The organism is Sorangium sp. So ce385 (assembly GCF_051474135.1).
GTDB classification, from domain to species: Bacteria; Myxococcota_A; Polyangia; order Polyangiales; family Polyangiaceae; genus Sorangium; species Sorangium cellulosum_D.
This window is the reverse complement of record NZ_CP150337.1, coordinates 3957068-3968923: the sequence shown is the minus strand read 5'-3', so window position 1 is coordinate 3968923 and position 11856 is coordinate 3957068. Positions and strand designations below refer to the sequence as shown.

Here is an 11856-nt window from a genome sequence, read left to right as displayed (position 1 = left end):
CCGCCCCTCGCGTCAGATCTTCTTCAGCTCGTCCACGAACTCCCAGTCGGCGATGAGGTGCTTCTTCAGCAGCAGCGACAGGAGCGCGGCGAACATCGCCTCCCAGCGCACGTTGTTGCCGAGGATCTCGCTCGCGTCGGCGCCGTGCGAGACGGCGCGGAGCGCGGAGACGAGATCGCGCGCGGTGAGGCCCGGATCGTCCGCGGCGGGCGGCGGCGGCGGCTCGGACTGTGCAGCCGCCCGCGCCGGGGCCGGCTGCCGCTGCTGGGCCTGGGCCTTGGTCCCCCGCGCGGGGAGCGTGATCGTCGTCCCGTCGAGGAGCGTGAGCGACACCATCCGCCGGCGACCGCGGCCTTGCGGCGCGGGGATGTTGCGCACCTCGCGCTCGCTCGGGGGCTCGTCGCCGTAGTCCGAGGCGCTCTCCGCGGCGGGGCGCGCGGCGGTCTCCGGGGCGCTGCGCGCGGCGGTCTCCGCGGCGGCCCGCGCGGCGCTGGCGCGCCCGAGCACGGCGCCGAGGAGCGCGGCGGCCGGCGTGCTCGACGTGGGCGGCGCCTCCGTGCTCGGCGCGGCCTCGCTGGCGGGCGGCGTGAGCGGCCCCGGCGCCGAGCTCGGGCGCAGCGTCTTCCGGCGCTCCGACGGCGCGGCCTGCGCCGGCTGCGCGGCTTGCGCGGCCTGCGCCGGCTGCGCGGATTGCGCGGATTGCGCGGCCTGCGCCGCCGCGAGCAGCTCGGGCGACGGCGCGACCTTCAGCGTCGGACGCGAGCGCTGCTCGTCCGGACGGCCACGGATCTGCCGCTCCTCCGGCCGCCCGCGCGCCTCCCGCTCCGCCGGCCGCGCCGCGGCGCGAGGCGGCTCCCAGGCGAGCTCGTCGTCGATGACGCCCATGTCGCTGGCGTCGACCTCGGACGTCTCGATCGCCGGCACCGCGTCGTCGACCAGCCGGGCCCCGGAGCGGAGCGCGGGCCTCGTCAGCAGCAAGGGCTCCGGCGTCGACGAGACGTCCTCCGAGTGCCTGGCGGTCTCCGGCGCGCCGAGCTCGGAGGACGGCGGCGGATCGACCGGGCGCGCCCGCGACTGCGGCTCGTTCGCCTGGGCCCGCTGCGCGGGCGCCGGCGGCGGCGCGGAGCGAGCGCGCGCCCCGTAATAGACCCGGATCGCGTTCCGGATGTCGCTCGGCGGAGCGATCATCGCGCGCACGGGCAAGCCCGAGAACGCCATGCACTCCTTCATGCCGTCCTCGTTCGTCGGATCGTCCATCGCGACGTAGAGCGTCTCGCCCTGGTTGCGGACGTGGCGCACGTAGATCGGGACGAGGCAGTAACGCTCGGCCACGTCGTGCGGGACGAGGTTGAGCAGCTGCCGCGAGAACTCGATGTGCAGCAGCGACACCCAGGGAACAGCGAGCTGGTGCGATAGGATCTGCGTCAGCTGGGTTTCGTTGATGAGACCTTGCTCGACGAGGAGCGTCCCCAACCGCCGGCCGTCCGTGCGCTGCAGCTCCAGGGTCCTCTCGAGGGCGTCCTGGGTGATCATCCGCGCGTCGACCAGGAGCTGACCGAGACGTAGGCGAGGCGTAACCATCGCGCCCGAGGTTACCCCAAGTGGGATCCAGGACCTAACAGACGGCAGGACGAGCCCCCCCGCCCCCCTCCGGCCGAGGCCCCGGGGGCCCGGGGAGACCTCGACTCCAATCGCTATCCCGAACGTGGTAAGGTCCCGCGCGTGTCCACAGTGGTCTGCCCGCAATGCGCGAATCCGTGCGAGCAGGCGCACAAATTCTGCCCGGTGTGCGGTTTCCCCATCTCGGAGTTCAACCGGACCTCCGACGACCCGCTGATCGGGACGACGCTCCCGGGCAACTACGTGATCCTGGAGCTCGTCGGCGTGGGCGGCATGGGCCGCGTGTACAGGGCCGAGCAGAAGGCCCTGGGGCGCACCGTGGCCGTCAAGATCATCCACCCCCACCTGCTCGGGGACGAGAGCGCGTCGGTCCGGTTCATCACCGAGGCGCGCGCCGCGAGCCGCCTCAACCACCCGAACTCGGTCGGGGTCATCGACTTCGGCAAGAACGGCGGGCAGCTCTACCTCGTCATGGAGTTCCTGCGCGGGCGCGACCTCGCCCGCGTCGTCTACGAGGACGGCCCGCTCCCCTTCCGCCGCATCGTCGACATCCTCTGCCAGGTGCTCGCGGCGCTCGCCGAGGCGCACCACCTCGGCATCATCCACCGCGATCTCAAGCCCGAGAACATCGTGCTCGAGCCGATGCGCTCGGGCGGCGACTTCGTGAAGGTCGTCGACTTCGGCCTCGCGAAGATGAAGGCGGAGGTCGCGACGACGAACATCACGAGCCCCGGCATCGTCTGCGGGACCCCGGACTACATGGCCCCCGAGCAGGGGCGCGGCGATCCGATCGACGCGCGGAGCGACCTCTACGCGTGCGGCGTCATCCTGTTCCAGCTGCTCACCGGCCGGCTCCCGTTCGAGGCCGAGTCGCCGACGCAGGTCGTGCTGATGCACCTCTCCCTGCCGCCGCCCGACCCCGCCCTGGTCGCGCCGGAGCGCGAGATCCCCGAGCCGCTCGTCGAGGTCACCCTGCGGGCGCTCGAGAAGGACGCGGCGCGGCGCTACCAGACCGCCGACGAGTTCTCCGCCGCGCTGCGCGCGGCGGTCGGGACGTTCGACACGCCCTCCGGCCGCTTCTCGTTCGCCGAGGCGACCGTCATCTGCGCCTCGTGCCGCGCCATCGTGCCGCGCGGCCAGAAGTTCTGCGGCGAGTGCGGCGCCAGGATCGCGCAGGCGCAAGCGCCCGCTCCGGCGCCGCGCGCCGCGCCGGGCGCGGCGCCCCAGGCCGCGCGGCGCGATCGCGCGACCTCGGCCCCCCCGCTCCCGCTGCCGTTCGCGGCGCGCGAGGAGGATCTCGCGTGGCTCGACGCCTGCCTCGCCGAGGTCGAGGGCTCGGTCGTCGCCGCGCGCATCGTCGGCGAGCACGGCGTCGGCAAGACCCGGCTCCTCCGCGAGTTCCTCGACGTCGCCGCGAGCCGGGGCGACATCGTCATCCAGACCGGCCCGGACCCGTGGGGCGCCGAGGTCGGCTACTACGCGCTCCGCTGGGCGATCGCCGGGCTCGCCGAGCTCCCGCACGACGGCGGCAACGCGTCGAACTGGAACGGCGCGACGCCGGAGGCGCGGCGCGGGCTGCTCGAGATCTTCGGCAAGGGCGACCGCGCGGCCGACGTGCGCAGGAACGCCTGGAACAAGCCGGCCGCGGGCGGCCTGTCGCCCGACGATCGGCGCTTCATCGCCGCGGAGGCGCTGCGCTGGGCGCTCTCGCGCGCGCAGCAGTCCGCCTTCCCGCACCGGGTCCTGCTCGCGATCGACGACCTGCACGCCGTCGACGGCGCGAGCCGGAACGCGTTCGCCGACGTGATCGCGGAGCCGCCGCTCGCGGCGCTGCTCATCGTCGCGAGCCACACGCCCGGCTTCGAGCCGGGGTGGGGCGGGGCCGTGCGCGCGCTCGGCGGCCTGCCGAAGGACATCGCGCTCTCGCTCCTCCGGAGCAGCGTGAGCCTCGATCACCGCGCCGCCCGCAAGACGCCGCAGAGCACGGGCGGGGCGCGGCTGTCGCCGCGGCGCGATCCCTCGGACGGCGCCACCGCCGATCACGTCGCGCTGGGCCTGCCGCCGAGCGCGGCGACCCCGGCCGGCCTCGGCGGCGACGCCGCGACGGTGCCGCCGCTCTACATCGACCAGCTGGTCCGCTACACCCTCGAGGGCGGCAGCGATCCGCCCGCGCGCATGGCCGACCTGGTCGCCGCGCGCATCGAGCGGCTGCCGCAGGACGCGCGCCGCACGCTGCAGGCGCTCGCGGTCATCGGGGACGCGGCGGACCGGGGCACGCTGCAGCGCCTCTTGCCGGACATCCGCGCCTTCGACGAGCTGCTCAACAAGCTCGCGGCGGCGGGCATGATCGAGGAGCACTCGAGCGGCATCCGCACCGCGCACCCGCTGCTCCGCGACGTGACGCTCGCGACGATCCCGGCCGGCGTCCGGCGCGACCTGCACGCCAAGGCGACGTTCGACAGCGCGGGCGATCCGCTCGCGCTGCCGCTCGAGGTGCAGGCGATCCACGCCTACCACGCGCAGAACGCGTTCGTCGCGCTGATGCTGCTCGAGCAGGCGGCGGATCGGTCGGCCGCGCGCGGGGACACGGCCGGCAGCGTGCTCGCGCTGCGCCGCGGTCTCGACCTCGCGCGGCGCGAGATCTTCCGGGGCGAGCTCGACGATCCGGTGCGCGCCGTCCTCATCTTCAGCCGCAAGCTGGGCGAGGCGCTCGCGCGCGCCGGCGATCTCACCGACGCCGACGGCGTGCTGCGCGAGGCGCTCGACCTCGCCGGCCCCGGCGGCCCCGACCGCGCGCTCGTCCTGGGCGCGCTCGCGCACGTGGCGCACCAGCGCGAGCGCACCGGCGAGGCGTCGATGTACCTCCGCGAGGCGATGGACCTCGCCCGGCAGAGCGCCGACAGCGACGTGGTGCAGTCGCTCGACAAGATGCGGCGCGAGTGGATGGCGCGCTGAGCGAGAGACGGTGAGCGGCGAGGAGCGAACGCAAGGGCCCCGAACTCCGGCGAACGCAGCGGCGCCTGCGGCGCGCGCGCCGTTCATCGCGCGGTGGGACCTCGACAAGACCTACCTCAGGACGGATTTCGACACGCTGCGCGATCTCGTGCGGACCGCGATCGAGCGGCCCGACCAGAAGCGCACCGTGCCGGGCGCCGGGTCGCTCCTGCGCGAGCTCGGCCGCGCGGGCGTCGAGACGCACATCCTCTCGGGCAGCCCGGAGCAGCTCCGCTCGCGCATCGAGCAGAAGCTGCGGCTCGACGGCGCGCGGTGGGCGTCGCTCACGCTGAAGCCCAACCTGCAGAACATCCTGCGGCTGCGCTTCCGCGCGCTGCGCGGCCAGCTCGGCTACAAGCTGCCCGCGCTGCTCCAGCGGCGCTGCGAGCTCCCGAGCCAGCGCGACCCGAGCGGCGCGCTGATCCGCGAGGTGCTCCTCGGCGACGACGCCGAGGCCGACGCGTTCGTCTACTCGCTGTACGCCGACGTCTGCGAGGGGCGGGTCACCCCGCTGGAGCTCGGCGAGGTGATGCGGCTCGGCCACGCCTACGACGACACCATCCTCGACGCGATCCGGTTCGCCAGCTACGTCGAGAAGGGCCCCGTCGTCGAGCGCATCCTGATCCACCTCGATCGGCAGTCATCTCCCTCGGATTTCCGGATCTTCGGCGACCGGGTCGTCCCCTTCTACAACTACCTGCAGGCGGCCTTCGTGCTCCACGAGGACGGCCGGATCGCCGCGCACGCCGTGCTCCGGGTCGCGCAGGACCTGGTCGTCGCGCACAACTTCGACAGCGTCGCGCTCGCGCGGAGCTACGTCGACCTGTCCCGCCGCGGGCACGTCTCGGGCAAGGGCATCGCGTCGCTCGAGGCCGCCTACGGCGAGCTCGCGCAGCGCAGGGCCGCGGGCGCGAGCGACCTCGGCGCGATGATCGCGGAGCTCACGCGGCTCTGCACCGACCTGCGCCCCGCCGTGAGCCGGCCGCACGCGGCCATCGACTACCGCGCGCTCGCCGCCGGCCACAACCGCCGCTCGAAGCGCGGCCGCTGACCGCTCGCTCACACCCAGGCGTTGTTGAGGATCTCACCGACGCCGCCGGCGCCCGGGACGATGTACTGGATCGCGTTCAGGCCGCGCTCCTCGTCCCAGTGCGTGCCCGGCTCGGTCTTGAGGACGCGCGTCGGCGAGAGGCCGCGATCGAGCCGGAGCGCGTAGATGATGGCGTCCGGGTGGGCCTCGGTGACGCGGCGGATGTACTCGGGCGTCACGATGAGGTGCATGGCGATGCACTTGGCCGGCCGCCCCTCGAGCGCGGTCTTGTAGTACGTCATGGCGCTGACCATCGACGAGCCGGTGGCGCCCATCGGATCGGGGAAGAGCACGTGGCGCCCCCCGACGTCGCGCCCGATCTTGGCGTCGTGCCAGGTGGCGCCGATCACCTCGCCGTGCTCGTTCGTCTGCCGGCTCATGAACAGGTGATCCTGCCGCACCAGCGCCGGGTCGAGGACCTCGTTCATGAGCTCGTAGACGACCTGGGAGGGCATCGTTCCGGCGCGGGCGATGCCCACGGTGACGACCTTCGTCGCGCGGGACAGCGCGGTGCCGCGATAGACGGCCTCCGGGTGGGACGAGATCATCCGGGTCGGGACGTCGACGCGGGTGCGCTCCAGCTCGGCGGCGAGGACGGCGCGCGCCAGGGTCTGGTAGAGGAAGCCGACGAGGCGCCCCACGTCGGGCTGAACGGTCTCCGGGGAGCAGGCGCGGGCCAGCAGAGTCCACGCGAGCGGATCGTCGAGGAGGTGCACGCCCGGACCGTATCGGTGCGCAATTTCGGGGGGCCGGAATCGGCTCTCAGCGTACGCAACGTCGACCATCGTTTTTCTGTTACACTACCTGGCCCGGCGCGGGGTATTCCTCCGGGTGCGCGCCGGTGCTCTCCCCGGGAGCGAAGCGGTTTTCGAAGCGATGAGGGCGCCCGCCCAGCGGGCTGTCCGGTGGACTTGCAAAGGAAGGGATGTTCGGTGGATAGCGACCTTGCCGAGTCGGTTACGGCGCTCAAGGATGCCTTTGCCCGAAGAGGCATCCCCGCGAGGTTCGGAAAGGCGGCTCCAGCGGTGGTGGAAGAGCTGCGCAGGACGCTGCGGGTGCCCGCCAGGTACCGCGCTTTCCTGCAGGAAGCCGACCCGCTCGACGTCGAGACGGTCACGCCGGTCGAGCGCGTACGCCTCATCCCCTCCGAGAAGCTCGCGGCCGAGCAGCAAGCGAACGGCGGCGACAGCTCCCTCCCAGGCTGGCGCAAGAGCTGGATCCTCATCGCGCGCAGCGCCCTCCTGGGAGACCCTTACTTCCTCGACATCTCGAAGCTCGACGCCGAGGGAGACTGTCCCGTGTTCACCTGCATGACCGGGACCGACTCGCTCAAGCCGGAGCTCTGCGCGTCGAGCTTCCAGCAGTTCCTTCGCATCCTCGCGACCTCGATGGAGGTCGCGTCCGGCTTCGGCGAGAGCGGCCTCGACGACGACGACGAGGCCATCTTCCGCGAGGCGCTGGCGCCGAAGATCAAGACGATCGACTCCGCGGCCCTCCGCGCGGGTCACTGGACGTGACGCAGCGCCCGCGGCGCGCCGCGCGCGGCCGCCGTGGGTCGAGCTGACCGTGCCATGGCCAGGTGCCCGGTTTGCAACGCAGAGGCCCCGGGCTCTGCGCGGTTCTGTGTGGCGTGCGGCGCGCCGATCGCCGCGAAGGACGCCGCCTTCGCCCCTTCGGCGCCTCCGCCCGGCCCGCGGGCGACCGTCCCCGGGAAGCCGCTGCTGGAGGCGCTGCTGCCCGAGGACCCGTCGCGCCGGGTCAGCGCGCCGGCCTTCGGGGCCGGCGGCGCGAACGGGCCCGCGGCGGCGCCGCACGTCATCCCGGCGCCGCTGGCGGGCTCGCTCCCGCGGCGCTCGCCGGGGGGTCACCTGCCGGCGGGGACGCTCGTCGATCAGAAGTACGTGGTCGAGCGGGTGCTCGGCGAGGGCGGCATGGGGGTCGTCTACCTCGCCCGGGACGTCCACACCGGCCTGCACGTCGTCCTGAAGGCGGTGCGGCAGGAGCTCGGGCATCGGCCCGACGTGCGCGCGCGGACGCTCGCCGAGGGCCGCGCGCTGGCGCAGATCGATCACCCGAACGTCGTCCACCTGAAGGCGGTGGTGGCGGAGCGGGACGATCTCTGGCTCGTCATGCAGTACATCGACGGCGAGAGCCTCGAGCAGGCGCTCGCCAGGTACGCCGACGAGCGCCGGCCGATGCCGCTGCCCGAGGCGCTCTCGATCTTCCGGCAGATCGCCTCCGGCATCGCCGCCGCGCACCGCGAGGGGGTGATCCACCGCGATCTCAAGCCGGCCAACGTGCTCCTCCGCGGCAAGGACGGCGTCGCGAAGGTCACCGACTTCGGCATCGCGAAGGCCGAGGCGGACGCGCTCGCGGGGCGCGGGATGACCAAGGGCATCATCGGCTCGCTCTATTACATGTCGCCGGAGCAGGTCCTCGGGCGCCGCGATCTCGACAAGCGGGTGGACATCTACGCGCTCGGCGTCGTGCTCTACGAGATGCTGGTCGGGCGGGTGCCGTTCGACGCCGAGAGCGACATCGAGATCATGCGGCAGCACGCGGAGGCGCCGCTCCCCAGGGTCAGCGCCGTGCGCCACGACGTCCCTCCGGAGCTCGACGCGCTCCTCCAGAAGGCGTGCGCGAAGGACAGGGCGGATCGCTTCGCCAGCTGCGAGGAGCTGCTCGCGGCGCTCGACGCGATCGCCCGCCCTCCGGCGCCCGCGACCTCGGCGCCGCTCGGCGCGTCGAGCCGCCCGCCGCCGCCCGCCGCCACGACGGTCGACGAGGTCCGCGACGCGGCGCGCTCGCCGGGCGGCGCGGCGCTGGCGAGCCGGCCGGCACCGCGCCGTCCGGCGAGCGCGCGCGGCTCGTGGCTCGCGATCGGCGCCGGGGCGCTCGTGATGTTCGGCGGGGCTGCGGCGCTGCTCGCGCTGGGTGTGCTCGACAGGCCGCGCGACGTCCGCCGGAGGGGCGCCTCGGCGCCATCGCGCCCGGCGGCCAGCGCGAGCAGCGCCGCAGCCCCGGACGCGAGCGTGGAGCCGACGCACACGTCGCCGCTCGCTGGCCTGACGGGCCTGTGGGTCGGCAACGGGCGCGAGCTCGAGGCGGTGCTGGCCGGCGAGACGCTCGAGTTCCGGGTGCGCCGCCCGGAGCAGTTCGCCCCGCAGGACTACGAGGAGGGCGAGGCCCGCTTCTCGCTGCGCGAGATCCCCGGCGAGAGCGGCGTGTTCGCCGTGGAGGACCGGCTCCGCTTCATCGCGCCCGAGTCGCGCCAGTTCGACCCGGCCCGCTCGCGCGGCACCTGCCAGGACGTCCGCAGCGACGTGGAGGGCCGCCCCCTGCGCGCGAGCTTCGACGGCGCGCGCCTGAGCGTCGAGTTCGCGAAGATCGAGCCGACCACGAGCAACTTCGTGATCGAGCGCAACAAGGTCGTGAGCTGCCGCGGCCTCAGCGCCCTCCCCGCCACGCTCGTCGTGAGCACGCTGTCGAGGATGTGAGCCCCGCTCAGAGCCCGCCGACGGCCGGTACTGGCTGCGGCTTCCCGGCGTGGATGACCGCGCACCGGACGGTGGTGGACGACGTCGGCGCGCTCGACCGCCCGCCCCCGAGGACGAGCGTGTCGAAGACGTTGCGCGCCGCCGCGTCGACCTCCGCCGCGCCCCGCGGCGGAACCGGGTTCCCGCTCGCGTCGAACACCGTCACGGCCTGCACGACGCCGCGGGCGATCTCGCTGTCCGGGAAGGACATCATCACCGTGATGCGGACGTAGGCCGACGCCCCCTCGACGATCCCGAAGCTGTGCGGCTTCTTCGCGAACGATCCGCAGAAGCCGCTCGTGCCCATGCCGCCGTTCGGGCCGTAGTTCGCCGACGCCCACTGCCCGACGTTGACCGTGAGCCCGCTGTCGCCGGAGCCCTGCGCGTACTGGACGCACTGGGCGAGTGCGGGATCCCAGATCGCGCCCGTCGGGCACTGCCCCACCTTGGCGCAGGCCTGGCCGGTCCAGACCTCGTCGCGCGCGCAGGTCTGCGAGAGCGGGACGCACGCGGCGGTCGGTCCGTCGACGATGAGCTGCTGGCCGGGCGGGCATCCGAGCTTCTGCCCGGCGCCGATGGCGACCCCGGCGTTGGTCGCCACCTGCTCGCGCGAAACGCAGAGGCCCGTGCTCTGGTCGATCTCGTCGCCCGGCCGGCAGCGGTCGGGGGCGCACCCGCCGGCCTCGTAGTGGCGCCCCACGCCGCAGAAGGCGTTCGCCGCTTGCGGCGTGAGGCACTGGCCCGCGATCGAGAGGTAGCCTTTGAGGCAGCGGCAGCGGTTCTGCTTGGTGTCGAAGCCGGCCCCGTCGCTGCACGACGAGATCGAGCAGCGGCAGCTGCTGCCCTGGCAGATCTTGAGGAAGCAGGAGTTCTCCGGGCACCCGACGAGGACCAGAGGCGCGAGCGCGAGCAGCGCGATCGAGAGCGCGGCGGGGGCGAGGCCGAACGAGCCGGACCGCATGGGGCGACCCTACTCGATCCGCTCGGGCCGGCAAACTCGCGGAGCGACGCGCGCCCCGCGCGCAGCGCCGGCGCGCCGTGCCGCGGGCACAGCGCGCGGCCGCGCGCGCACGGCCCGCCGTGCGCGGCCGACATACCGGCGGCCGGGGTGGTGTGGTACGGGGTGTCGCCGCCCGCGCGGAGATCCCGCCGCGCCGGTCCACCATCAAGCCATGCTGCCCATCTACATCGAAGGTTCGCCTGAGTTCGAGTCCACCCTGTCTGCCCTGCGCACCCGCGGCACGGGCGATCTCGCGAACGTCACGCCGGCGGTGACCGAGATCATCGACAACGTGCGCCGCGGGGGTACGTCCGCCGTCCTCGGCTACATCGAGAAGTTCGAGCGGAGGACGTCGAAGGCGCTCGTCCGCCACGCGGGCCCCGAGGCGGAGGGCGGCTTCGGCGGGGCCGAGGCGCTCGCGCGGCTCCCGCAGGAGGTCCGCGCCTCGCTCGAGACCGCGGCCGCGAGGATCGCGCGCTACCACGAGCGGCAGCGCGACGCGGGCGACCTCGGGCCCGCCGAGGCGGCGGCGAGCGGGCCCCCGCTGCAGGCCGGCTTCAGCTACGAGGACGAGGGCGTCCTCCTCGGCATGCGCGTGCGCCCCCTGCGCCGGGTCGGCGTCTACGCGCCAGGCGGCAAGGCCCGCTACCCGTCGAGCGTGCTGATGTCCGCCATCCCCGCCCGCGTCGCCGGCGTGCGCGACATCGTCCTCGCGAGCCCGTCGGCTGACGACGTCACGCTCGCCGCGGCGCACCTCTCCGGCGTGACGACCCTGCTCGACGCGGGTGGAGCGCAGGCGATCGCGGCCATGGCCTACGGGCTCCCCGAGCTCGCGCCGGTCGACAAGATCGTGGGGCCCGGCAACGCCTACGTCGCCTGCGCGAAGAAGCTCGTCTTCGGCGACGTGTCGATCGACGGCATCACCGGGCCGAGCGAGATCCTGGTGCTCGCCGACGACGCCGCGGATCCGCGGCTCGTCGCGGCCGATCTGCTCTCGCAGGCCGAGCACGACGAGGCGTCCTACGCGCTCCTCGCGACGACCTCGGCCAAGCTGGCGGAGGCGGTCGCGCGCGAGCTCGACGCCGCGCTCCCCGAGCTCACGCGGCGCGCCATCGTGCAGGCGTCGCTCTCGACGCACGCCGCCGCGCTGGTCGTCGGCTCGCGCGCTCGCCTCGCCGAGATCGCCGATCAGCTCGCGGTCGAGCACGTCGGGTTCCACGTCGCCGACGCCGAGGGGCTGTTCTCGGAGATCGGCACGCTCGGCGCCGCGCTCCTCGGCAGCCTCACCCCGGTGGCCGCGGGCGACTACCTCGCGGGGCCGTCGCACGTGCTCCCGACGGGGGGCTCGGCCCGCTTCGGGGCGCCGCTCGGCGTCTACGACTTCGTGACGCGCGCGAGCCTCATCCGGTACTCGGGCGCGGCGCTGCGGGCGCAGGGCCCGATCATCGAGAAGCTGGCGCTGGCGGAGGGCCTGCAGGCGCACGCCCGCGCCGTGTCGCTCCGCCTCTCGAGCACGGCGGCCGATCCGGCAGCGAAGCGCGGCGCGTCGCAGTCCTGACGCCCCGCGCCGCCGCCCCGCGCGCCGCGCCCTCGAGGGCGCGGCGCCGGGACGCGGC

Annotated in this window: 8 protein-coding genes; 5 read left to right on the top strand and 3 right to left on the bottom strand. The window is 74.1% G+C overall.

Translation table 11 applies throughout. The features are described 5' to 3' along the window. Positions 1 to 12: 12 nt before the first annotated feature. Positions 13 to 1581: a hypothetical protein gene (locus WME83_RS14745; RefSeq protein ID WP_437319921.1), complete on the bottom strand. Its 1569-nt coding sequence runs from the start codon at positions 1579 to 1581 to the stop codon at positions 13 to 15. A gap of 141 nt (positions 1582 to 1722) precedes the next feature. Here WME83_RS14745 and WME83_RS14740 point away from each other — a divergent pair, with 141 nt between their 5' ends. Together WME83_RS14740 and WME83_RS14735 are read left to right on the top strand one after the other, a co-directional pair. Next, entirely contained in the window at positions 1723 to 4575 is a 2853-nt protein-coding gene (locus WME83_RS14740; RefSeq protein ID WP_437319920.1) for a protein kinase domain-containing protein, read from the top strand. A 10-nt stretch (positions 4576 to 4585) separates the two neighbouring features. After that, positions 4586 to 5665, top strand: coding sequence for a hypothetical protein (locus tag WME83_RS14735; protein WP_437319919.1), 1080 nt, complete (start codon positions 4586 to 4588; stop codon positions 5663 to 5665). Positions 5666 to 5673: 8 nt separating this feature from the next. Here WME83_RS14735 and WME83_RS14730 read toward each other — a convergent pair whose 3' ends face one another. After that, on the bottom strand, positions 5674 to 6489 hold the full coding sequence (locus tag WME83_RS14730) for a uracil phosphoribosyltransferase (RefSeq protein WP_437319918.1): 816 nt from the start codon (positions 6487 to 6489) through the stop codon (positions 5674 to 5676). A gap of 240 nt (positions 6490 to 6729) precedes the next feature. Here WME83_RS14730 and WME83_RS14725 point away from each other — a divergent pair, with 240 nt between their 5' ends. Together WME83_RS14725 and WME83_RS14720 are read left to right on the top strand one after the other, a co-directional pair. Then, positions 6730 to 7221 carry an SMI1/KNR4 family protein gene (locus WME83_RS14725; RefSeq protein ID WP_020734930.1) on the top strand — a complete coding sequence of 164 codons (492 nt, stop codon included), beginning with the start codon at positions 6730 to 6732 and terminating at the stop codon, positions 7219 to 7221. A gap of 54 nt (positions 7222 to 7275) precedes the next feature. Then, positions 7276 to 9201, top strand: a complete 1926-nt coding sequence (locus WME83_RS14720) for a protein kinase domain-containing protein (protein ID WP_437319917.1) — start codon at positions 7276 to 7278, stop codon at positions 9199 to 9201. Between the two features lie 7 nt (positions 9202 to 9208). Here WME83_RS14720 and WME83_RS14715 read toward each other — a convergent pair whose 3' ends face one another. Further along, positions 9209 to 10201 carry a hypothetical protein gene (locus WME83_RS14715; protein WP_437319916.1) on the bottom strand — a complete coding sequence of 331 codons (993 nt, stop codon included), beginning with the start codon at positions 10199 to 10201 and terminating at the stop codon, positions 9209 to 9211. Positions 10202 to 10412: 211 nt separating this feature from the next. Here WME83_RS14715 and hisD point away from each other — a divergent pair, with 211 nt between their 5' ends. Then, positions 10413 to 11798, top strand: coding sequence for a histidinol dehydrogenase (gene hisD, locus WME83_RS14710; RefSeq protein ID WP_437319915.1), 1386 nt, complete (start codon positions 10413 to 10415; stop codon positions 11796 to 11798). The last annotated feature ends 58 nt before the right edge of the window (positions 11799 to 11856 follow it).

What these genes read in the sequence shown, in the direction of transcription:
- WME83_RS14745 (WP_437319921.1), bottom strand. Translation starts at nt 1,581, where the DNA reads ATGGTTACGCCTCGCCTACGTCTCGGTCAGCTCCTGGTCGACGCGCGG.
- WME83_RS14730 (WP_437319918.1), bottom strand. Translation starts at nt 6,489, where the DNA reads ATGGTCGACGTTGCGTACGCTGAGAGCCGATTCCGGCCCCCCGAAATT.
- WME83_RS14720 (WP_437319917.1), top strand. Translation starts at nt 7,276, where the DNA reads ATGGCCAGGTGCCCGGTTTGCAACGCAGAGGCCCCGGGCTCTGCGCGG.
- WME83_RS14715 (WP_437319916.1), bottom strand. Translation starts at nt 10,201, where the DNA reads ATGCGGTCCGGCTCGTTCGGCCTCGCCCCCGCCGCGCTCTCGATCGCG.
- hisD (WP_437319915.1), top strand. Translation starts at nt 10,413, where the DNA reads ATGCTGCCCATCTACATCGAAGGTTCGCCTGAGTTCGAGTCCACCCTG.